This is a genomic window from Bradyrhizobium sp. ISRA442 (assembly GCF_038085055.1).
Lineage (GTDB): Bacteria > Pseudomonadota > Alphaproteobacteria > Rhizobiales > Xanthobacteraceae > Bradyrhizobium.
Window position 1 is genome coordinate 44994 of record NZ_JALGCN010000003.1, and the last position, 21475, is coordinate 66468.

At 65.6% G+C, this 21475-nt stretch carries 16 protein-coding genes and 1 pseudogene; 14 read left to right on the forward strand and 3 right to left on the reverse strand.

Annotated elements, in window-relative coordinates:
* Positions 1 to 23: 23 nt before the first annotated feature.
* The 8 genes and pseudogenes from MTR72_RS06415 (at position 24) to MTR72_RS06450 (ending at position 9611) form a co-directional block, all read left to right on the forward strand.
* Entirely contained in the window at positions 24 to 908 is an 885-nt protein-coding gene (locus tag MTR72_RS06415) for a dihydrodipicolinate synthase family protein (protein WP_280968011.1), read from the forward strand.
* Positions 909 to 1108: 200 nt separating this feature from the next.
* Entirely contained in the window at positions 1109 to 1276 is a 168-nt protein-coding gene (locus MTR72_RS06420; RefSeq protein WP_280968012.1) for a hypothetical protein, read from the forward strand.
* Positions 1277 to 1278: 2 nt separating this feature from the next.
* On the forward strand, positions 1279 to 2463 hold the full coding sequence (locus tag MTR72_RS06425; protein WP_280968013.1) for a PepSY-associated TM helix domain-containing protein: 1185 nt from the start codon (positions 1279 to 1281) through the stop codon (positions 2461 to 2463).
* A 76-nt stretch (positions 2464 to 2539) separates the two neighbouring features.
* Positions 2540 to 3772, forward strand: coding sequence for a rhodanese-like domain-containing protein (locus MTR72_RS06430; protein ID WP_341510241.1), 1233 nt, complete (start codon positions 2540 to 2542; stop codon positions 3770 to 3772).
* Between the two features lie 243 nt (positions 3773 to 4015).
* Complete coding sequence (gene serA / locus MTR72_RS06435; protein WP_280968015.1) at positions 4016 to 5260, forward strand: phosphoglycerate dehydrogenase; 1245 nt, start codon at positions 4016 to 4018, stop codon at positions 5258 to 5260.
* A gap of 112 nt (positions 5261 to 5372) precedes the next feature.
* Positions 5373 to 6392 carry a patatin-like phospholipase family protein gene (locus tag MTR72_RS06440; protein ID WP_280968016.1) on the forward strand — a complete coding sequence of 340 codons (1020 nt, stop codon included), beginning with the start codon at positions 5373 to 5375 and terminating at the stop codon, positions 6390 to 6392.
* A 3-nt stretch (positions 6393 to 6395) separates the two neighbouring features.
* Positions 6396 to 7850, forward strand: a complete 1455-nt coding sequence (locus MTR72_RS06445) for a GntP family permease (RefSeq protein ID WP_341510242.1) — start codon at positions 6396 to 6398, stop codon at positions 7848 to 7850.
* A 98-nt stretch (positions 7851 to 7948) separates the two neighbouring features.
* A pseudogene (locus MTR72_RS06450) lies at positions 7949 to 9611 on the forward strand (tannase/feruloyl esterase family alpha/beta hydrolase).
* A gap of 35 nt (positions 9612 to 9646) precedes the next feature.
* On the opposite strand, the gene MTR72_RS06455 reads toward MTR72_RS06450, so the two are convergent.
* The 3 genes from MTR72_RS06455 to MTR72_RS06465 form a co-directional block, all read right to left on the reverse strand.
* On the reverse strand, positions 9647 to 11365 hold the full coding sequence (locus tag MTR72_RS06455; RefSeq protein ID WP_280968018.1) for an ATP-dependent Clp protease adaptor ClpS: 1719 nt from the start codon (positions 11363 to 11365) through the stop codon (positions 9647 to 9649).
* Between the two features lie 127 nt (positions 11366 to 11492).
* Positions 11493 to 13094, reverse strand: a complete 1602-nt coding sequence (locus tag MTR72_RS06460; protein WP_445819563.1) for an MDR family MFS transporter — start codon at positions 13092 to 13094, stop codon at positions 11493 to 11495.
* Positions 13054 to 14319: an HlyD family secretion protein gene (locus tag MTR72_RS06465; protein ID WP_280968019.1), complete on the reverse strand. Its 1266-nt coding sequence runs from the start codon at positions 14317 to 14319 to the stop codon at positions 13054 to 13056. The genes MTR72_RS06460 and MTR72_RS06465 overlap by 41 nt, the downstream gene beginning before the upstream one ends.
* 91 nt (positions 14320 to 14410) lie before the next feature.
* Here MTR72_RS06465 and MTR72_RS06470 point away from each other — a divergent pair, with 91 nt between their 5' ends.
* From MTR72_RS06470 to MTR72_RS06495, 6 genes are all read left to right on the forward strand, one after another.
* The gene (locus MTR72_RS06470) at positions 14411 to 15070 is read left to right on the forward strand and encodes a TetR/AcrR family transcriptional regulator (RefSeq protein ID WP_280968020.1); all 660 of its coding nucleotides are present in this window, start codon (positions 14411 to 14413) and stop codon (positions 15068 to 15070) included.
* Between the two features lie 137 nt (positions 15071 to 15207).
* The gene (locus MTR72_RS06475) at positions 15208 to 15576 is read left to right on the forward strand and encodes a MarR family winged helix-turn-helix transcriptional regulator (protein WP_280970825.1); all 369 of its coding nucleotides are present in this window, start codon (positions 15208 to 15210) and stop codon (positions 15574 to 15576) included.
* Between the two features lie 13 nt (positions 15577 to 15589).
* Complete coding sequence (locus MTR72_RS06480) at positions 15590 to 16360, forward strand: enoyl-CoA hydratase (protein WP_341510243.1); 771 nt, start codon at positions 15590 to 15592, stop codon at positions 16358 to 16360.
* A 117-nt stretch (positions 16361 to 16477) separates the two neighbouring features.
* Positions 16478 to 18559, forward strand: a complete 2082-nt coding sequence (locus tag MTR72_RS06485) for a methyl-accepting chemotaxis protein (RefSeq protein WP_280968022.1) — start codon at positions 16478 to 16480, stop codon at positions 18557 to 18559.
* A 131-nt stretch (positions 18560 to 18690) separates the two neighbouring features.
* The gene (locus tag MTR72_RS06490) at positions 18691 to 19632 is read left to right on the forward strand and encodes a dihydrodipicolinate synthase family protein (RefSeq protein WP_280968023.1); all 942 of its coding nucleotides are present in this window, start codon (positions 18691 to 18693) and stop codon (positions 19630 to 19632) included.
* A 393-nt stretch (positions 19633 to 20025) separates the two neighbouring features.
* On the forward strand, positions 20026 to 21426 hold the full coding sequence (locus tag MTR72_RS06495; protein WP_341510244.1) for a selenium-binding protein SBP56-related protein: 1401 nt from the start codon (positions 20026 to 20028) through the stop codon (positions 21424 to 21426).
* Positions 21427 to 21475 lie beyond the last annotated feature (49 nt).

Sequence of the window (21475 nt, forward strand, 5' to 3'; positions counted from 1 at the left end):
AGGCCGCAGCAATGGGTGGTGTGATGACGGAAGCGATTCGCGGATTCTGGGTGGCGGCAGCGACGCCGCTGACGTCGGACGGCGGCGTGGATCCCGTCCGGCTCGCGACGCATGCCCAATGGCTCTTCGGCAGAGGTGTCGACGGCGTCGTGCTGTTCGGCACCACCGGCGAAGGCACCTCATTCAACGTCGCCGAACGCATCGCGACCGTCGAGGCGCTGCTCAAGGCCGGCGTCGCGGCCGAGCGGATCGGGATCGGTGGCGGCTTTCCCGCCATCAGCGACAGCATCGCGCTGACGCGCGCCGTGCTTGGCCTCGGCCTGCGCCACGTGTTGCTGTTGCCGCCCTATTTCGACCGCAGCGTCACGCCCGAGGGTATCGAGGATGCCTTCGCGGCAATCATCGACGAGGTCGCCGACGATCGCGTGCGCGCCACGCTCTATCACATCCCGCAGGTCTCCGGCGTCGCGATTCCGACATCGGTGGCCGCGAACCTGCGCAAGCGCTACGGCAAGCTGGTCGCGGGCCTGAAAGATTCCAGCGGCGACTTCAAGCAATTCCGGGCGTTCCGCAGCGCGGCTCCCGAACTCGCCATCACCGTCGGCAATGAAGCCGACATCGCCCGCGCGATCGCGGAGGGCGGTGCCGGCACCATCTGCGGCATGGCCAATATCGTACCGGAGCTGGTCAAGGGCATGATCGACGGCGCCGATGTCGAAGCGCGCATGCAGGCCGCGATCGACATCGTGGTGAAGACGCCGTCCTTCCTCGCGACGCTGAAGGCCATCCTCGCAGCGCAGACCGCAGATGCAGGCTGGCTGCGCGTCCGACCGCCGCTGCGCCCGCTCTCCGACGGCGCCGCGCTCAAGCGGAAGCTCGACGAGCTGATGGCTCCTGTCGTCGCTTGAGATCGCGCAAAATCGCGACGCATTGCGGCACGTTGCGTGTCGCGATCGCTGCGAAAGCGACCGATGATTGCCGTGCGGCGTCCATTCGCGTTTAGAACGATTCAACACTAGAGGGATTCAAGTCGCTCTACGGTTCTCTCCATCTGCGACGACTGCTAGATGCGCACACTTCAATGTTCGTGACTTGAAGTGGATCGAAAGTGCGTGCCTATCTGGGTGGCCAGCGCGTCAGCGGCCATCGAAACTGCGCCGGCAAGAGCCGGGCGAGTGTTCTCATCGGCGCAGCCGTCCGGCTCGCCGAATGTCCCATCACCACGACGACCGTGAAAGCGCAAGCGGCGCTGCCGCCGGCGACGGTGAAGTTCTAGCGATGGCGGTGCAGTTGGGGCGCGCGATCAAGGTTGTCCTGCTTCAAGTCCATTCCATTGTGGGCCTGGTGCTCGCGCCGCTGCTTGCCTTGATCGCATTGACCGGCGCGATCATGGGTTTTGAGGACGAGCTCGTCGACCATCTGAACGCCGGGATCATGCAAGTCGCGCCGCGAACGGCACCGGCGCTGCTGCCGGACGAGCTAGTCGCACGGTTGAAGGCGGCGCAGGATGTCGGCAAAGTTGCCGCCGTCACGCTGTCGAGCGACCCGTCCGCAGCCGTCCACGTCCGCTTCGGGCGCGACGAGCAGGCCGGGCGGCCGGCTTCGCTCTATGTCGATCCCTATGACGCGCGCGTGCTGGGCATACCGCGCGGGGAGGAGTTCTTTGCGACCGTCCGCAGGTTGCATCGGTGGCTGCTGATCCCGGGCGATGCCAAGGGCTGGGGACGCCCGATCACCGGCATTGCGGCGCTCGGCCTCATCGTCATGCTCGTTTCGGGCCTCGTGCTGCGCTGGCCCCGCCGCGCGCGCAGCGTGAAGATGTGGCTGAAGCCGAATCTCGGGCTCAGCGGCCGCGGCCTGCACCGGTCGCTGCACGCCGTGATCGGCACCTGGGTGCTGCCGATCTATCTGGTGATGACGCTGACGGGGCTTTGGTTCTCGTTCGACTGGTACAAGGACGGCGTCGTCTGGTTGTTGGCGCGTCCAGAGGTCACTGCCACAAGCACGTTGCCGAAGCCACCGCCCGCGGCTGCCCTGCGCGAGCCGGGTCAACCGATGGGATTCGATCGGGCCTGGTCGACCTTCCTCCACGAGGAGGGCGATCGCTTTTCCAGAGCCTTGCTGACGCTGCCCGCCGCACCGGGCACGGTGATGCGGATCCGGTCGTGGGGGAAGGAGGCTACGCTCGAGGCCACACGCGACGAATTCCGCATCGACGCCGCCACCGGCCACATGGTCTCTGCGGAGCGCTATGCCGACAAGACGTTCGGCGAGAAGATTATCGCGAGCGTGTACGACCTTCACCGCGGCGCGATTCTGGGCTGGCCCGGCAAGCTCGCCTTCATGCTCGCCGCGGCGTTGATGCCGCTTTTCGCGGTCACGGGCATCCTGCTTTATCTGTCGCGCCGCCGGCTGCGACGTCCCGTGCAGCCGCCGGTCGGGCGCCTGGTTCCCGGCGAGTGAGCTGAAGCCGGAAAAGCTAGCCAACGCTTGCGCAATCGTCCAAAAGCTCCTGGCTCGTCCTTTCGAGGTTCATGCCATGATGCTCAAGCCCGTCACTCCCGCCGAGATCCGCCGTGCGCTGCTGTTGCGCGAGGAGCTCGCGCTGCTCGATCTCAGGCACGAGGCGGCCTTCGCTACCGGCCATCCGCTGTTCGCCGCCAACATGGCCGTCGACCGTATCGCCATCGAGGCCGAGGTGAGGCTGCCGCGCAAAGACGCGCCCGTCGTGCTCTATGATGACGGCGACGGGCTGGTCGCGGCCGGCGCCGAGCGGCTTGCGGGCCTCGGTTACGCCAATGTTCGTGCGCTCGACGGCGGGCTGAAGGCCTGGCGCGCGGCGGGCTTTGAGGTATTCGCGGACGTCAATTCCTATTGCAAGGCCTTTGGCGAGCTGGTCGAAGCGCGCCGGCACACGCCCTCGCTCAGCGCCGACGAGGTCGCAAAGCTGATCGCCGACAAGGCTGACATCGCGATCCTCGACGTCCGCCGTTTCGACGAATACGCGACCATGAACATCCCGGGCTCGGTCAGCGTGCCCGGCGCGGAGCTGGTGCTGCGGGCCGGCAGCGCGGCGCCCGATCCAGGCACCACCATCATCGTCAATTGTGCAGGCCGCACGCGCTCGATCATCGGCGCCCAGTCGCTGATCAATGCTGGCGTGCCCAACAAGGTGCGGGCGCTGCGCAACGGCACGATCGGCTGGACGTTGGCGCGGCACACGCTGGACCACGGCTCGAACCGCCGCGGCGCCATCGGGCCGTTCGAAAGCGGCCCGGCCAACGCCCGCGATGTCGCCTATCGCGCCGGCGTTCGCCATATCGGCGCGAGCGAGGCGGCGGCGCTTTACGCGCAAACCGGTCGGACGCTCTATCGTTTCGACGTGCGCGATGCGGAGGAGTATGCGGTCGGCCACCTCCCGGGGTTCCGCCACTATCCCGGCGGCCAGCTTGTTCAGGAGACCGACATGGCGGCGCCGGTGCGCGGCGCGCGCATTGTTTTGACCGACGACAAAGGCGTTCGCGCCGACATGACGGCGTCCTGGCTCGCGCAAATGGGCTGGGAGGTCTACGTGCTCGATGGCGGCTATGACGGCGCGCTCGAGGTCGGTCCGCCGCAGGTCGTGCCGAAGCCCGACCCGGCGCATCGCTACCGCCGCCCCTATGAGGGCACTGACGTCGCCGCGCGCGCGATGCAGGCCTATCTTGACTGGGAGTACGGCCTCGTCGAGCAGCTCCGTCGCGACGGCACGCACGGGTTTTACGTCATCTGAAGCGCCGGCCAGGCGGCCCGGCTGCAGCAGCGGGACCGTTCATCCTTCGAGGCTCGCCCTGCGGTGCTTTCGCACCACAGGCCTCGCATCTCGAGCGACAACGGCTTCGCCGTTGCGCGGCGATGACGGGGCGCCTGTGACATCTACCGTCGCGCCTTCTTGTTCCCATATCCAAACCCTATTGTGTTGCATCTCGTCCGCGGTCTATGAGCGCCGGACAAAGCCGATCGTCATGGAGATCCTATGTCAGCCCCAGATCAAAGCCCCGAGCGGAATGCGAAGGCGCTGCTGCTCGAAGGTGTCAATGACAGCGCCGTGGACCTGTTCAGGAGCGCAGGCTTCACCAATGTCGAGCGCCTGACCAAGGCGCTGGACGGCGAGACGCTGCGGCAGGCGCTGAAGGGCGTGTCGCTGCTTGGCATCCGCTCGCGCACGCAGATCACTGCGGAGGTGCTCGAGGCCGCCGATCAGCTTCTCGCGGTCGGCTGCTTCAGCGTCGGTACCAACCAGGTTGACCTTTTGGCGGCGCGCAAGCGCGGCATTCCGGTCTTCAACGCCCCGTTCTCCAATACGCGCAGCGTGGCGGAGCTCGTGATCGGCGAGATCGTAATGCTGTTGCGGCGGATTTTTCCGCGCTCGGTGTCGGCGCATGAGGGCGGCTGGGACAAGTCGGCGACCGGCAGCCGGGAGGTGCGCGGCCGCACCCTCGGAATCATCGGCTACGGCAACATCGGCTCGCAGCTCTCGACGCTGGCCGAAGCCATGGGCATGCGGGTGATCTTCTTCGACCGCACCGACAAGCTCCGCCACGGCAACACCGAGCCGGTCGAGAAACTCGAAGAGCTCCTGGCGCAGAGCGATATCGTCAGCCTGCACGTGCCGGAGACACCGGAGACCGCCGGCATGATCGGCGAGAAGGAACTGCGGGCGATGAAGCCGGGCTCGTTCCTGATCAACAACAGCCGCGGCACCGTCGTCGATCTCGATGCGCTCGCCCGTACCCTGCGCGACGGTCACATCGCCGGTGCCGCCATCGACGTGTTTCCGGTCGAGCCGTCGTCGAATGCCGATCGCTTCAAGAGCCCGATGCAGGGCCTCGGCAACGTCATCCTGACCCCACATATCGGTGGCTCGACCGAGGAGGCGCAGGAGCGCATCGGCGGCGAGGTCGCGCGCAAGCTCGTCGACTATTTCATCACCGGCTCGACCATGGGCGCGGTGAATTTCCCGGAGGTGCAGCTACATCTGCGGCCCTCAGGCGCGCGCTTCAGCCACGTCCATCGCAACGTGCCGGGCATGCTGCAGCGGCTGAACGAGGTCTTCCTCCAGCGCGATATCAACATCGCCGCGCAATATCTGGAGACCGCCGGCGACCTCGGCTACGTCGTGCTCGATGCCGATCTGGGCGGCCAGGATTCGTCCACGCTGCTCGACCAGATCCGCGCCCTCGAGGGCACCGTCGGCGCACGGCTGGTCTTCGAACATTAGACGGCGGGACGTCACGTTCCGGTTGCATCAAGCGGCCACGGCTCTCTACACTGGCTCATCCTCGGCGTGGTACAAATCGCGTCGAATTTGAGCTTCAGTCGCGTGGGTGCCGATGGAACGGGACGCCGTACTGATTGATCTCGCACTTCAAGGCGGCGGCTCGCACGGCGCGTTCGCCTGGGGCGTGCTCGACCGTCTCCTCGAAGAAAAATGGCTCACGATCGCCGCCATCTCCGGCACGTCCGCCGGCGCGATGAACGCGGCCGTGCTGGCGGACGGCTGGACGGCCGGCGGTGCCGACGGCGCGCGTGATGCGCTCGAACAGTACTGGCAGCGCGTGTCGCGCGCGGCGGCCCTCAGTCCGTTGCAGCGCTCGCCGCTCGACCGGCTGATGGGGCGCTGGACACTCGATACCTCGCCGGCCTACATCCTCACCGATTTGATGTCGCGCGTGCTCTCGCCCTACGATCTCAATCCGACCGGCTACAACCCGCTGCGCGCTGTGCTGGCCGAGAGCATCGATTTCGAGCGCCTCGCACGCTCGCCGATCAAGCTGTTCATCACGGCGACGAGGGTGCGGACCGGGCGCGGGCGCATCTTCCGCAACGCGGAGATCACGGCAGACGTGCTGTTGGCGTCGGCCTGCCTGCCGACCATGTTTCGCGCGATCGAGATCGACGGCGAGCCCTATTGGGACGGCGGCTTCGCCGGCAATCCGACGATCACGCCGCTGGTGCGCGAAAGCGATGCCTACGACACCATTTTGGTACAGATTAATCCGACCGAGCGGCCGGAGGAGCCACGGACGGCGGCGGAGATCCTCAACCGCCTGAACGAGATTTCCTTCAACTCGCCGCTGATGAAGGAGCTGCGCATGATCGCGCTGCTGCGCCAGGCCGCCGATCCCGGCAGCGGCGAAGGTGCGCGCTGGGCGAAGATGCGGATGCACCGGATCAAGAGCGACATGCTGGCGAAGTTCGGCGCATCATCCAAGCTCAATGCGGAGTGGGAATTCATCTCGATGCTCCGGGCCGAGGGGCGGCTGGCCGCGCAAGCGTTTCTGGACGAGCACGGCATGGACATCGGCCGGCGCTCGACTAGCGATCTCGATGCCCTACTGGCGGAGTGCTGAGGCATGGGTCTTCTTGGCCTTCTCGTCGGGCTCGGCCTGCTCGTGGTGTTCGCCTTTCGCGGCTGGAGCGTTCTCCTGCTCGCGCCTTTCGCCGCGCTCGTTGCCGCGCTGTTCGGCGGCGAGCCGCTGCTCGCGAACCTGACGCAGGTCTTCATGGCGAGCGCGGCCGGGTTCCTGGCGCAGTTCTTCCCGATCTTCCTGCTCGGCGCCGTCTTCGGCAAGCTGATGGACGACAGCGGCGCCGTCACATCCGTCGCCGGCTTCATGGCGGCGCGTCTCGGCGAGCGGCGCGTGATGCTGGCGGTCGTGCTAGCCGGTGCGCTGGTCACCTATGGCGGCGTCAGCCTGTTCGTCGCGTTCTTTGTTATCGTGCCGATGGCCCGGTCGCTGTTTCGTGCCGCCGCAATTCCGCGCCGGTTGATCCCGGCCGCGATCGTGCTGGGGACGTCGACCTTCACCATGTCTGCGTTGCCGGGCACGCCGTCGATCCAGAATGCCATCCCGATGCCGTTCTTCGGCACGACGCCCTTTGCCGCGCCGGGCCTCGGCATCCTCGCCTCCCTGGTCATGCTTGCGACGGGATTGTGGTGGCTGCATCGTGCCGAAGCTGCCGCGCGCCGCGCCGGTGAAGGCTATGGCGAGGACACGAAGGATGCGACCGAGCGGGCTGCCGCCGATGAGCTCGTGCGCGAACGCGCCACTACGGCGCGCGAGTTCGATCCGGCGGAGCTGCAGCACGGCCATCGCAGCGGTACGCCGTCGCCGGTCGCAAGCGCCATCCTGCCGCTGATCGTCGTCGTGGCCGTCAATCTCGCGATGTCGCTGGTGGTGCTGCCGCGGCTCGACGTCGACTATCTCGCCGAGCCGCGCTTCGGCAGCACGTCGCTGGCCGCCGTGGCGGGCGTGTGGTCGGTCGCGGTCGCGCTGGCTGCCGCCATCGTCGCGACCATCGTGCTGAACTGGTCCCGGCTACCGGCGCTGCGGCAGACCATGGACGCCGGCGCCAATGCGTCGGTCCTGCCGGCGCTGAGCGTCGCCAGCCTCGTCGGCTTCGGCGCGGTCGTCGCCTCACTACCGGCGTTTACGGCGGTACGCGACTGGGTGCTCGCAATCGAAGGCGGCCCGCTGGTGTCGCTGGCGGTGGCAACCAACATCCTGGCCGCGTTGACCGGCTCGGCATCGGGCGGCCTGACCATCGCGCTCGATGCGCTCGGCCAGAACTATGTCGAACTTGCCGCACGCACCGGGATCGATCTTTCGCTGATGCATCGCGTGGCGGTGATCGGTTCGGGGACGCTGGACATACTGCCGCACAACGGCGCCGTGGTCAGCCTGCTCGCGATCTGCGGCCTGACGCATAAGGACAGCTATTTCGACATCGTGATGGTGGGCATCGTGACATCGTTGCTGGCGCTGGTGGTTGTCATCACACTGGGCGGCGCGCTGGGGGCGTTCTAGCTTGGATGCGGATGTCAATGAATTGACGGGCTATTGAAGGTCGCATTGAATGCCGCCCTCCTGTCGGATCGAACGAGAAACAAATAAGGGTGGAAACGATGGCGCGAATGGATGCGAGACTGCGTGCGTTGCTCGCGGGCGGGATGATCACGCTAGGCACGAACGCCGCATTCGCGGCGACATTGTCGGAAGATGCCGACGCAGTCTGCAAGAGCCTCGCCGGCGAAGGCGATGCGGTGAAGATCGATGCCGCGACGTTGCAGGCGCCGTCGCAACTCGCCGTGGCCGAGCGCGGGCCGACGCCTTCGGGGCGCATCACGCCGGCCAATCCCGCCTTCTGCAAGGTGCTCGGCCATATCGAGCCGACCGATCCGAAGGCGCCGCCGATCAAGTTCCAGGTCAATCTGCCGGTCGAGTGGAACGGGCGCTCCGTGCAGTATGGTGGCGGCGGCTTCAACGGCGTGCTCATCACGGGCCTCGCGCTGCCGCCGGCCTATCCCTTCGACAAGCCTTCGCCACTCGCCCGCGGCTTCGTCACCTACGGCACCCGACTCCGGCCACGAATCCAAGCCCGGCGAGCCGCCGCAGCTCTTCGCGCTCAACGACGAAGCGTTCGAGAATTTCTCTCATCGCGCCTACAAGAAAGTGCGCGATACCGCCGTTGCGCTGATGGAGCGCGCCTATGGCAGGAAGCCCGAGAAGATGTACTTCATGGGCTCCTCCGAGGGAGGCCGCGAAGGCCTCACCATGGCGCAGCGCTATCCGGACGATTTCGACGGCATTTTCTCGCGCGTGCCCGTGATCAACTGGGTCGGCCTGCAGCACGCCGGCACACGCTCGGGCCTCGTGACCATGGGTGACGGCTGGATCAATCCGGCGCAGGTGAAGCTCGTGGGCGATGCGGTGCGGGCGGCCTGCGACAAGGCGGACGGCTCCGACGATGCGCTGGTACAGGATCCCGTGGCCTGCAAGGCAGCGTTCAAGGTCGAAACGCTGCGCTGTGCGAGCGGCCAGGCCGGCGACAAGTGCCTCACCGACGCACAAATCAAGGCAATCGACACGCTGCATGCGACCTACAAATTCCCGTTCGCACTCGCCAATGGTCTAGACGATTATCCCGGCTGGGGCGTTTCGGGAGAGGATACGCCGGCCGTCGGTCCGACCGGCGGCTGGGTCGCATGGTGGCTCGGCACGGCACCGCCCGCGCAGCCGCCTGCGCCCAACAACGGCATCGCCTGGATCTACGGCGCGGGCGGCATCCAATATGTGTTCGCGCGCAATCCCAAGCTGGACGTCACCACTTATAAGGTGGAGGAGCACAAGGCGCGGCTGCTCGAGGTCTCGGACCTCATGGATTCGACCAATCCCGATCTCAGTCGCTTCCGCGCTCGCGGCGGCCGGCTGATCATGCTCGAGCACATGGCCGACTATGCGCAGAGCCCGTATGCCGGTATCCGCTATTTCGAGAGCGTCGAGCGCAAGCTCGGCAAGTCCGAGACCGCGGAGTTCGCGCGGCTCTACACCGCGCCGGGCGTCGACCATGTCGGCTCCGGGGCGCCGGCCAATGTCGACATACTGAGCGTGCTGGTGGACTGGGTCGAGAAGGGCAAGGCGCCCGGCGATCTCGAGGTCACCGAGCAGAAGCTCGAGGCGCCGTCATTCGCGGTGCTACGCGCGCTGCCGTTGTGCCGCTGGCCGGCCTGGCCGCACTACAAGAGCGGCCCGGTGACGGAGGCATCGAGCTTCACCTGCGCACTCTAAAGGGTGCTCAACCGGGCGGTCGTGGCCGCGGGGCTTCACCCCGCCGCCATCTGCTGCGCGCCGCCGAGAAGCCGCGCATTGAGCCGGCCGCCGGAGAACAGCATGTCGTCGAGCGCCTCGTCGATGTCGGCGGAGATGATGGAGTTGCCACCATCGCGCGCAAGGCTCGCCTGCGCCAGCCGCCGCATCAACTCCTTGATGAAGGCACAACTCGTACCCTCACTGCGTCGGGCGGCCTCAACGACGACCGCGTCTTCGAGCGGCAGTCCCTTGCCATAGAGCTGGACCAGCTTGCTGCGGCCGCTCTCGTCGGGAAGCGGCACTTCGATGGCCTGATCAATACGGCCGGGGCGGCCAGCGAGCGCGCCTTCGAGATCTTCGGGCCGATTGGTGGTCAGAACGAACAGGATGTCCGCATCCTCCTTCAGCCCGTCCATCTCGTTGAGCAGCTTGTTCAGCAGGGACTCCTCGCAGGGGCCCATGTCGTCGCGGTCGCGGGCGATGAGATCGACATCCTCGATCACGACCATCGAGGGCTGAAGCAAACGTGCGAGGCTCATGTAAGCGCCCAGAAGGCCCATTTGCTCCGCGGTGATTATAAGCGTCGTATGCCCAGGCAAGTGTGTCGCGAGATAGCGGATCGTGTGGGTCTTGCCGGTGCCCGGCGGCCCGTACAACAAGATGCCCTTGCGCGTCGATTGTCCGAGCCGGCGCAGTTGGTCGCGGGTGCCGACGAAATTCAGCACGTTGCGATCGAGCAGCCGCAAGGTCTGCTCCGGCAGGATCACCTCGCTTCGTGCGACCGGCGGCAAGCGGTGCACGGTGATGCCGCGTGAGCGGCCGCGATAGTCGGAATCGGCGTCGAGCGAGAGGATCTTGCCGCGATAGGTGCGTGCGGCTTGCACGGCCTCTTCCAGTTCACCGAAGCATTGCTGGACGAGGGCTGCGCCTGCGGAGCCCGAGGGCACCGCGATCTCGATCCGGATGCCGCTCTCACGGCTATATTCGCGATGTACACAGAGCAACACGGCATAGCGGAGATCACCCTGCGCGCACAGCCAGAGCCCGTTGTCGAGGCATTTGACCGGACTCTTCTCGCCGATCTCAAGATCGAAATACTGGAGCGGGGCGAGCGCCTGCGCATGGCGCCCTTCGCGGAGAAGTCGTGAAATCGACAGAGTCTCGTAACGTTGATCCTCGTTGATGCCGTACAGCCGGATCGCGGTGCTGAACAGTCGATCGATGGCCGCCTGGACGTCTGCCCGCATGTGGCCGGGAAACTGGCGGACCGTTGTCACGAGCTTGCTGCGCGGAACGTTGGTGAAGTGCCAGTCCAGAACGTCGCAGGCATAGTCGAACTCTTCTTCCGGTTCGTCCGAGGTGCTGTCTGCTGCACGAATGCAGTCGCTGCACAGCCAGATCGTGCGGCTGCCGAGCCGAACATCTGTCTGTCCCTCTGGCTTGCCGCACAGCTCGCATGGCGTCTTGATCTCTTCGAGCGTGATCTTCAGGCTATGGCGTGCGAGGCAAACGTATTGCTGGGCGGATTTGAACAGCGCTTCGGCGACGGATTGCGGGTAGGGTCCGCAGGCGGCTTTTTCCTCTTGCTCAATCCTCGTCACCAGGGCGATCGCCTCACGCTCCGACTTGCCGAAAACCCGGCGGAGCAGCTCGATGACAAACTCATCCGGAGTGTCATCATCATTGTGGATTACGAGCTGGGCTGGTTCGCGTTCGCTGCGCATATCGCTCATCGCCAAAACAACTCCGTTGATACAACCTTTACTTGAATGGAACAAATAAGGAACATAAAGTGAGGAGGCCGTCAAGTGCGACGGCCGCGCAAACTTTCAATCAGGGATATGCGGAGGACCGAAGCCCCTAATGCGCAGGTCCGCCGGCCGCCTTCACGCGCCGCGTCAGCAGCACGGCGATCGCGGCCAGCACAAGCACCACGCCGATGACGGCAAAGGTGTCGGAATAGCCCATCACCAGCGCCTGGCGCTTGACGGTCTTGCCGAGCGCGATGATCGCCTGCTCGCGTGCCGCGTTGGGATCGGGCACGCCATGCGCGATGAAGTAGTTCGTCATCTGTGCGATGCGGGCGCGGACTTCCTCGCGGCCTAGCGTGACGGATTGGCCGATGATGTTGGAATGGAACTGCTCGCGTTTGGTGATGATGGTCGCAAGCGTCGCCGTGCCGATCGCGCCGCCGAGATTGCGGAACATGTTGCTGATGCCGGAGGCGGCCGCCGCATCCTGTGGTGCAATGCCGCCGGAGAGAACCGACGTCAGCGGCGTCAGCACCATGGCCTGTCCCACGGCGCGCACGATGTTCGGGATCCAGAGCTGGTCGCCGGCATAGTCCGGCGACATCGCGGTGTTCATGAAGCAGCTATAGGCGAAGATCAGAAGACCGGTGATCGCTATATAGCGCGTGTCGAAGCGCTGCATCAGCTTCGGGATCAGCGGGATCAGCACGAGCTGCGGCAGACCGGTCCAGGCCAACACGTTGCCGATCTGCTCGGCATTGTAGCCCTGCGCCTGGCCAAGATAGGCCGGCAGGATGTAGACCGAGCCGAACAGCGCGAAGCCGACCATCGTCATGGCGACGGTGCCGAAGCCGAAATTGCGCTGCGTCAGCAACCGCAGCCGGATCAGCGGCTTCTCGATCGACAGCTCGATCGCGACGAACAGCGAGAGGCTGATGGCTGCGATCACCGCCAGCCTGACGATGAAGGGCGATGAGAACCAGTCGTCCTTGTTGCCTTCCTCGAGCACGGCCTGCAGCGCCGACAATCCGATCGCCATGGTGACGATGCCGGCCCAGTCGCCTTCCCTCAGAAGGCCGAGCTGCATCTTCTGCCGCTCCAGCGTCAGATAAAGCGCGGCCACCATGACGGCGGTCGGGATCACGTTGACGAAGAAGATGGTGCGCCAGCCATAGGTCTCGGTGAGATAGCCGCCGATGGTCGGGCCGATCGCCGGCGCGAAGGTGACGGACAGCGCGAAGATCGCAAGGCCAATGGGCTGCTGCGGCTTCGGCAGCTTGGTCAGGACCAGCGTGAACGCCATCGGGATCAGCACGCCGCCGGCAAAGCCCTGCAGGCCGCGCATCGCGATCATCGACGGCAGGTCGTGGGTGAAGGCACAGGCGACCGAGAAGACGGCGAACAGTGTCGCGCTTGCCAGCATGTAGCGGCGGAACGAGAACACGCGGCTCAAATAATCGGTCAGCGGGATCACGATGATCTCGCCGATCAGGTACGACGTCGAGATCCAGGAACCGTTGTCCGCGCCGGTGCCGATGCCGCCCTCGATGTTGAGCAGCGAGGCGTTGGTGATCTGGATGTTCAGGATCGCCATGAACGAGCCGATCATGGCGGCGAGCACGGCGATCCAGGTGGCCGCACTCGCGCGGTCGGGATCAACGGCGGCGCGATCAGGCGTCGCGGCCGGCGTTGCGGCTGTCGGCGTCGAGATTGAGAGGCTGTTTGACATGGCACGACCCTCCGGAAACGAGCTTGGCCTTGATCTTTGCCTTGGGCGCGGTCGCCGCATCCGCGGTCGGCGCGCTCGAACGTGTTGCGATGGTCGGGATCACGGACATGCCGGGCCGCAGCGCGATCGCGGGCACGGTGTTGGCATCCAGCGCGATCTTGACGGGAATGCGCTGCACCACCTTGGTGAAATTGCCGGTGGCGTTATCCGGCGGTAGCAGCGCGAATTCCTGGCCGCTGGCTGGCGCGATGGAATCGACGTGACCGTGCACGATCTGGCCCGGGAAGGTGTCCACCTCGATCTCGACCGTCTGTCCCGCACGCACGTGGGTGAGCTGGGTCTCCTTGAAGTTGGCGACCACATAGGCCCCCTCGGCCGGCACGATCGACATCAACTGCGTTCCCGCCTGCACATACTGTCCGACACGGAGCGTGCGGTTGCCGATTACGCCGTCGATCGGTGAGACGATCGTGGTGTAGCTGAGGTTGAGCTCGGCCTGCTGCTGGATCGCCGCGGCCCGCGCGGCTGCGGCCTTGGCCTGCACGATCTCGGCCTTCAAGAGATCGACCTGCTTGAGGGCGGAGGTGAGATTGGCATTGTCGCGCTGGATCGCGGCGTCCGCGCCGGCATCGCGCGCCTGCGCCTGCTGCGCATTCTGCAGGCTGCCATAGCCGGTCGCGGCGAGGTCGGTGTAGCGCTTGTTCTCCTGGCTTGCGAATGTCTTCGCAGCGGTGTCGACGTCGATCGTCGCCTTCGCTGCCGCGATCACCGCCTGCTGAACCTCGAGCTGGGCTTCCTTGCTCGTCACCGTGGCGTTCGCTGCGGCGACATCGGCCCTGGCCTGGTCGAGCGCGACCCTGAAGTCGCGGTCGTCGATCCGCGCCAGCACCTGGCCGGCCTTCACATGCTCGTTATCTCCCACCAGGACGCGGTCGAGATAGCCGCTGACCTTCGGCGCGATGGTGGTGTTGTCGGCCTTCACGTAGGCGTCATCGGTGGAGACGAGGAAGCGGCCGACGGTCCAATAGTCGTAGCCATACCAGCTCGCCCCCGCCAGCGCGAGAACCGCCACCCCTGCCAGCAACAGCTTGCGAAGGTTCAGCTTTTGACGAAAGGCGGAGGGGGCCGGAGCGGGCAGAACGCCCTCCAGCGCACCCGTCGGGACGACGGCGGATTCGGTCTTGGACGGGCTGGTGTGGACGGTCATGGCCGGCTCCCCTGAATTAGGAAACTTGACGGTTTCCAAAATAGGATTAGCTTTGGGACTGTCAATGGAATGACAGGCATCATGTAAAAACATGGCTCAGGAAAAATCTGTCAGGGAATGCCGCCCCCGCGGGCGGCCGCAACTGCGCAGCGACGAGGAGACGAAGCAGATCGTGTTCGACGCCGCACGTCACGCCTTCGCCGTCGACGGCTATGCCGCCACCAGCACCGAAGAGCTGGCGCGCCTCGCCGGCATTTCCACCAGGACGCTCTACCGGCTGTTTCCGGGCAAGGCCGCGCTGTTCGAGGCCATGTGCGCGGACCGGCTCGAGCGGCTGCTCGCCGACGTCCATCTCAAGGCGAACGAAGAGATCGATATCGAGACGGGCCTGCGCGCCGCGCTGCTCGCCTGCACCGATCTCGCGCTCGATCCGGAGGTGGTGGCGTTGCAGCGCATGGTGCTGCAGGAATCCGCCGCGTTCCCCGAGCTTGCCGCAAACTTCTACAAGAATGGCATTGCCCGCACCGTTAGGGCGCTCGCGCACTGGCTCCGCGTCCAGGTGAAGAAGCAGCGCATCGCGCTCGATGACGTCGACGAGGCCGCCGGCATGCTGATCGGCATGGTCGCATCGGCACCGCAGCGCGCGGCGATCTATGGCGGCATAGCCTTGCCCTCGCGCAAGCAGATCGAGCGGCGCGTGCATAGCTGCGCGACCCTTTTTCTGAATGGCTGTCGCGCCGCATCGCCATAGCGATGGCCCTTTGACAACCGCCCGCGGCTTGGTTAGATGTTTCGCATGCGAAATAACTTGAAGCCCGCGTGAGCGCGGCGCGACATCACCGGCTGATCTATCTGCTGAGCGTCGCGCAGCGGCGTTTGCAGCGCTGGATGGCGTCGCAGCCCGAGAGTGAGGTGACGCCGGCGCAGGCGGGGCTGTTGTTCATCCTCGGCAAGCAGGACGGCATCCTGATGGGCGAGGCGGGTGCGGCGCTCGATCTCGGGCCGGCCGGCATTTCAGGCCTCGTCGACCGCACGGCCACGGCAAAGCTGGTCGAGCGGCGGGCCGATCGCGCGGACGGACGGGCCTGGCGCGTCTGGCTGACCCCGAAGGGCCGTACTGCGCTGGCGCAGGCCAAAGCCGCCGCGGCGGAGGTCAATGCGGCGCTGACGCAAGGATTCACCCGCGCGGAGATCGACATCGTCGCGCGCTGGCTGACGAGCATTCAGGACAAGTTTCCAAGAGATCCAGAGGAATAAGAGGAGCAGACCAATGACCGAGCATGTGCGGATCGAGAGCAACGGCGGAATTCTCACGCTGACCCTGGCGCGTCCCGACAAGAAGAACGCGCTGACAGACGCGATGTACGGCAAGCTCGCCGACACCATCGAATCCGCCGAATTCGACCCGTCGGTCCGCGTGTTGTTGATCCGCGGCGAGGGCGACATGTTCACCGCCGGCAACGATGTGGGCGAGTTCGCGGCAGTGGCCAGCGGCAAGTCCGAGGGTAGCCGCAACGTCGTGCGCTTCATCCAGTCGCTGGCGCGCTGCACCCGTCCGCTGGTCGCGGCTGTGCAGGGCCGCGCCGTCGGCGTCGGTACCACCATGCTGCTGCATTGCGACCTCGTCGTGCTCGCCGACGATACGCAATTGTCGACGCCGTTCGTCAGCCTTGCGCTGGTGCCGGAAGCCGCCTCGAGCCTGCTGATGCCGGCACGCATCGGCTGCGCGCGTGCCTACGAGATGTTCGCACTCGGCGAGACCGTGCCGGCGAAGGCGGCGCTGGAATGGGGGTTGGCCAACCGGGTGGTGCCGCTCGACAGGCTCAATGCTGAAGCGCTCGCGCTGGCTCAGCGCCTGGCTCGCCAGCCGGCCGGCGCGCTGACCGCAACCAAGCGGCTGATGCGCAATGGCGAGGTGCTGATCGCGCAGATGAACGCGGAAAGCGAGCAGTTCGCGCAGCGCCTGCGCACGGCCGAGGCGCGCGAGGCTTTCACGGCGTTTGCCGAGCGCCGCCCGCCCGACTTCACGAAGGTCGCGTGAATCCGGTCTGCCCCGGAGGCAAATCGGGAGCTGTCCGCAATTCAATTAAAAGTTTAACGGAACTTTGGCATGTCGCGATGCAAGGTGGCCGCCATCGAAGCGGTGGCCCCCAGACTCATGGCAATGTTTAAGAAATCGGTAAGTACGCTCCTCCTGGTCCTGATGGCCTTGCTGGCGGTCGGAGCCCTGACCAGCACGGCGATCCAGATGGCCGGAGCCTTCGGCCGCTATCGCGACAGCCTCGAGACCGGACGCCTGGCCGCGGCCGACAAGGCGATCTTCCAGGGCGTGCTGTCACTGCGCAACAATCGCGGCGATGCCCAGAGCGCGCTGCTCGGCGACGACGATCCGCGCACCAAGCTCGGCGAAGCCGAGAAGGCCGAGCAGGCGGGTTATGAAGCGATCGCCGCGGCGCTTTCCACCATCGAGTTTGCCGGACGCGACGATCTCGCGAGCACGCTGAAGCAGCGCTGGAGCGACGCCGCGCCGCAGTTCCAGTTGTTTTATGACGAGGCAAAGCGGCCGCGCGCCGAGCGCAAGATCGAGCGCACCAGCGCCTGGTATGATGCCGTCACCAAGGTCATCGACACGGCGAACCTGGCGTCCACGGCGGTGTCGAACCGGGCCTGGACGAATGATCCCTTCATCGCCCGCATGATTCAGGTCCGCCGGCTCGCCTGGCAGGTGCGCGACCGCTACGGCATCCAGTGCTCATCTCTGCGTCCGAACATCAACACGAGCAAGCCGCTCGACGAGACCCAGAAGCAGACCGTTGCCGGCTGGAACGGCATCGTCACCGCCGGCTGGACGGGTATGGGCGAGCTTCTGGCTGCGCCTGACGTGACGGCAGAGCTGGTCAACGCGGCGAAGGACGCGCGGGCCAAGACCGACGGCGTTCTCAAGCAGATCGGCGAGCTGACCAAGAACCTCGACGGCAGCGGCCGCCCGGCGCTCCCCGCGGCGGAATGGAATGCGCTGTGCCAGTCTCCCTTCGCGCAGATCGTCGCGGTCGCGACCAAGGCCCTGGACCAGTCGATCGCGCGGGCGGAGACGGTTCAGGAGAGGGCCCTCACCAACCTCATCGTGCAGTCGTTCGCGTTTCTGCTTGCCCTGGCCGTGACCATCGCCGGCGTGTTCGTGGTGCGCAATCGCCTGGTTCGTCCGGTGCGCGCCATCCTGAATGCGATCGCGCGCATCGGCGCCCGCGATTTTGCGACTGCGGTTCCGCAGTCGAAATATCCCGACGAGTTCGGCACCATGGCAGCGGCGCTCGAAAGCCTGCGCGAGAGCGCGGCAACGGCCGAGCGTTTGGGGCAGGAGCGCGAATCGCAGCAGGCGTTGCAGCTCGCGCGTTCCGGCACCGTGGATGCCGCGTGCCGCAGCTTCGACGACACGGTGCAGGCCGTCATTCAGAGCGTCGCGGCATCGGCGAAGGAACTCGATGTGACCGCCACGGGCATGCGTTCGCTGGTCTCGGAGTCGAGCAGCCAGACCGCCGCGGTCTCCTCTGCCGCCGAGCAGGCCACCAACAATCTCGAAACCATCGCGGCCGCGACCGAAGAGCTCTCCGCCTCCGTCGGCGAAATCTCGGCACAGGTGCAGGCGAGCGCACACGAGGCGCGCCAGGCGGTGGCGCAGGCAGAGCAGACCAACGCGACGGTCGAGATCCTCGACCAGACCGCGAGCCGCATCGGCGAAGTCGTGAAGATGATCAACGCCATCGCCGGCCAGACCAATCTGCTGGCGCTGAACGCGACCATCGAGGCCGCGCGCGCCGGCGAGGCCGGCCGCGGATTCGCCGTGGTTGCCGGCGAGGTCAAGAGCCTTGCGGCGCAGACCGCGACGGCGACGGAAGAGATCTCGCGCCAGGTCGAGGAGATCCAGGGCGCGACGGGTCAGGCGGTCGCCGCCATCCGCTCCATCGGCGGTGCCATCAGCGGCATCGACGAGAAGATGACGGCGATTGCTGCGGCCGTGGAAGAGCAGCGCGCGGCCACCACCGAGATCTCGCGCAACTTCCAGCAGGCCGCGCAAGGCACCCGCGAGGTCACCGACACCATCGGCAGCGTCGCCAGCCTGAACCGTGAGACCGGCAATGCCGGAAACGTGTTGTTCGAGTCGGTCAGGAAGATGTCGGCCGATGCCGATCGTCTTCGCGTCGCGGTCGAGGGCTTCCTCGGAGCGGTGAAGACCGCATAACCCAACATCTTCTCCATTCCAACGGCGCGCGGATCGGCATTGCCGCCGGTCTCCGCGCCGAGTACATCTGTGATACCGCGCCACGGGCGCGCTGCGACAGAGTTACGAGAACATCAGGGATGGAGAGTTCGATGCCGGTCACGCCACAACCCAAGGCCCAACGCCCCTATCGCGGCGTGTTCCCGGTCGTACCCACCATCTTCGACGATCGCGGCGAGCTCGATCTCGAGGGCCAGCGCCGCTGCGTCGATTTCATGATCGACGCCGGTTCAAACGGCCTGTGCATCCTCGCCAATTTTTCCGAGCAGTTCGTGCTGACCGATGCCGAGCGGGAAACCGTGATGCATGCCGTGCTGGAGCATGTCGCGGGCCGGGTTCCCGTCATCGTCACCACCAGCCATTTCAGTTCGGCCGTCTGTGCCACGCGTAGCAAGCAGGCCGAGGCGGCGGGTGCGGCCATGGTGATGGTCATGCCGCCCTATCACGGCGCGACCTTCCGGGTGCCGGAGAAGGGTATCGTCGAATTCTTCCGCGTGCTCTCGGGCGCGATCACGATTCCCATCATGATCCAGGATGCCCCTGTGGCGGGCACGCCACTCTCGGTCGAGCTGCTCGCGCGGCTGTCGCGCGAGTTCTCCAATGTCCGTTACTTCAAGATCGAAGTGCCGTTCGCTGCCGCGAAGCTGCGGAGCCTGATCGAGGCGGGCGGCAGCGACATCGAGGGTCCGTGGGACGGCGAGGAAGCGATCACGCTGCTCGCCGACCTCGATGCCGGCGCCACCGGTGCAATGACCGGCGGCGGCTATCCCGACGGCATCCGTCAGATCATCGATCCCTATTTTGCGGGCAAGCGCGACGAGGCGAAGGCCGCTTACGAGCGCTGGTTGCCGCTGATCAACTACGAGAACCGCCAATGCGGCCTGATCGCCTGCAAGGTCATGATGCAGGCCGGCGGTGTGATCAAGTCGGATGCCGTGCGGCACCCGCTTCAACCGCTGCACCCGGCGACCCGCACGGGCTTGCTGGAACTGGCCAAAGAGCGCGATGCGCTGGCGCTGCGCTGGGGGAAGTAGGCGGGCCACTCACTCCGCTGTCGTCCGCATATCTCCCCTGTCGTCCCGGACAAGCGCAGCGAAGCGGAGCGCCGATCCGGGACCCATAACCACAGGGAGTAGTTTGGCGAAGACTGATAACCACTATCTTGCGCTGCAACTGCATGCTGGGGTTATGGGTCCCGGCCTTCGCCGGGACGACACTGAATGTAAGGCGGTCATCCACTCAGCCCTTTCGGCCGAAGGCGTCGAATTGGCGCGGTTCGGCCAGTTTTCGGCTGCTCGGCGATGACGTATTGTACGCCGGTCAGCCAGGCCCAGCGGAGCAATCTCAAGACATCGCGTAACACCTCTTCATTATACCGCTATCCCGAGCCAGGTTGGCGCAAACCGAGGAAACAGGGAGGCAGTGCCATGACGATGAGGCCGGATCCGACCTTTCACGCATCGCCCAAGCTTGCGATGGAAGCACCTGCTGAGAATTTTGCCTACACGCTGCTGCTCAGTCCGGATTTCTCAAAGCCGGATGCTCTCGCGGTCATCGACGTCAAGCCGGGATCGCCGACCTACAGCCAGATCGTCCACACCGTGACGATGCCCAACAAGGGCGATGAGTTTCATCACTTCGGCTGGAATGCCTGCTCCTCAGCACTGTCGCCGCTCGCCGGACACGCCTTCATCGAGCGGCGCTATCTCATCATCCCCGGGCTGCGCTCGTCGCGGATCTACATCATCGATACCAAGCCCGATCCGACCAAGGCCAAGATCCACAAGATCATCGAACCCGAGGAGGTCTTGAAGAAGACCGGCTACTCGCGGCCGCATACCATCCATTGCGGGCCGGACGGCATCTATGTGAGCACCTTGGGCGGCGGCGGCACCGACGGCACCAACGGGCCTCCAGGCGTCTTCATCATGGATTGCGAGACATTCGAGGTGCTTGGACGATGGGAGATCGACCGCGGTCCGCAAACGCTGCACTATGATTTCTGGTGGAACCTGCCGCGCGACTACATGGTGACGAGCGAATGGGGGTTGCCGCCGCAGTTCGAGAACGGGATCGTCCCGGAAGACCTGCTGTCGAACAAATACGGCCATCGTCTCCACTTCTGGGATCTCCGCGCCCGGCGTAACGTGCAGACCATCGATCTCGGCGCCAATCATCAGATGGCGCTGGAGGTACGGCCCGCGCACGATCCGGTTCGCGAATACGGCTTTGCCGGCGTGGTGGTCGACACCACCAATCTCGAAGGCTCGATCTGGACTTGGTGGCGCGAGGGCGGGAAATTCCATGCCGAGAAGACGGCGACCATCCCGCCGGAGCCCGCAGCCAAAGAGAAGCTTCCGCCGCTCTTGCAGGGTTTTGGTGCTGTACCGCCACTGGTGACCGACATCGATCTGTCGATGGACGACAGGTTCCTCTATGTCTCCTGTTGGGGCACCGGCGAGATGCGCCAGTACGATGTCAGCGACCCGAGAAAGCCCAAGCTTGCGGGCTCGGTGCGCACCGGAGGCATCGTGCACCGCGCGCCGCATCCGAACGGCAAGGCATATGCAGGTGGCCCGCAGATGGTCGAGATCAGCCGCGACGGCCGGCGCGTGTACTGGACCAATTCGCTCTATTCCACCTGGGACGACCAGTTCTATCCCGATGGGATGCCGGGCGTCGAAGTCATGGCCAATGTCGGCCACAACGGCGGCCTCGAGCTCGCCAAGGACTATTTCGTGAGCTTCCCCGACGGATATCGTGCGCACCAGATCAGGCTGGAGGGCGGCGATTGTTCGACGGATTCGTTTTGCTACCCGTCGGTCTAGATTGGGGGCACGCGAGCCCGGCGCTCGGCTGGCTGTGGCTCGCTCTCGT